Annotated in this window: 1 protein-coding gene; it reads right to left on the bottom strand. The window is 45.3% G+C overall.

Annotation, left to right across the window (positions count from 1 at the left end):
- Positions 1 to 515: 515 nt before the first annotated feature.
- Positions 516 to 965, bottom strand: a complete 450-nt coding sequence (locus tag PORUE0001_RS11100; RefSeq protein ID WP_081454293.1) for a helix-turn-helix domain-containing protein — start codon at positions 963 to 965, stop codon at positions 516 to 518.
- Positions 966 to 1,208 lie beyond the last annotated feature (243 nt).

Here is a 1,208-nt window from a genome sequence, read left to right as displayed (position 1 = left end):
GGCGTATAGGTCAAAATGGTGGACGAAGTAGAAGAAAAAAACAGATACCTTTGTTCGTTGACCTGAAACGTAGCCGGCTCTGCAGGGGTGCAACCGGTGAGGGATACGGTCAATGGAGTCAGAACAGTTTACACTGACAGGGGAGGGGTACTATTGCCCCTCCTCTTTTTTGATGTAAACTGGGCGATATCCCTATGCCTAAAAAAACCATCCACGAATCGTTTCTTGTGAGCTTGGGACATTCCATTATGCGCTCTAAGACGGCTTTTGAGTGCAGTAAATAGCCCTTCAATGGAGTTATTGGTTTTAGGGATCTGTATATCCGGATGTTCCTCGTAAGTAAAGAGTGTAGGGAGGTATTGACGAAAGGAAAAGTGGGCTGATCTAAGTGATTTGTGCGTGTATTGCCATTTGCCGTTTTCATCATTTATGGTCTTCTCCTTGAGAAAAGTATCCCACTTGGTCTCCCACTTTTTGAGCTGCGAGCAGAATGTGATAGGGAATCTTTCCTACACTCATAGCAAGTGCCAGAAGCTCTTGAGACGCGGTAGTTTGGGTCGAAGAGTAAGTTTTCGTCGGACGATTGCGATAAAGTGATACTGGCACATTTGTGTGGGAAAATGCTTCAGTGCCACATCAAGACCGACTCCTCCATCAGTTACCACTGCCAATATCTTATAGCCCCCTTCCTCTATCTTTTTAAGGGCTGTTGCGTAGTCCACTTTGCTTTCGTGAGAGATCCACTCCCGATAGAGTACGCAACCACTTTTATCGTCCAACGCAACGATTAGTCCTTGGTTTCTACCCCAATACGTCGCATCTATGTGAATAACACCCTCGCTTAATATGGGCGTCTTAAAGTCAACTGAGACCTCCTGAAGTCTCCGTTTTATCGTGCTCGGACTTACTCCAAGTGCTTCCGCGATTTTAGCCTGCGATAAGCCACTCTGGTACAAGTCCCATATCTGCTCCTTACCTTATGTGCCTTTTCCTGTGAACGATGAGCCACAGTTCTTGCACAAATATCTCTTGTGTGTACCCCTGCGTCCATGACTAATCACACTGAGGCTCCCACACTTCGGACATTTTTTGGTTCTATTTTTTCGCCTTTTCCAAATGCTCAAAGATACGATAAACACTGGCTTATCCCCCTGTATCACCCACCGTTTTGACCTATAAGTCAAAAATTAGAGGTTAGATATTAGAAG

It is taken from the genome of Porphyromonas uenonis 60-3, assembly GCF_000174775.1.
GTDB classification, from domain to species: domain Bacteria; phylum Bacteroidota; class Bacteroidia; order Bacteroidales; family Porphyromonadaceae; genus Porphyromonas; species Porphyromonas uenonis_A.
Note: the sequence above shows the minus strand (reverse complement) of the source record. Positions and strands in the feature narration are given on the sequence as shown.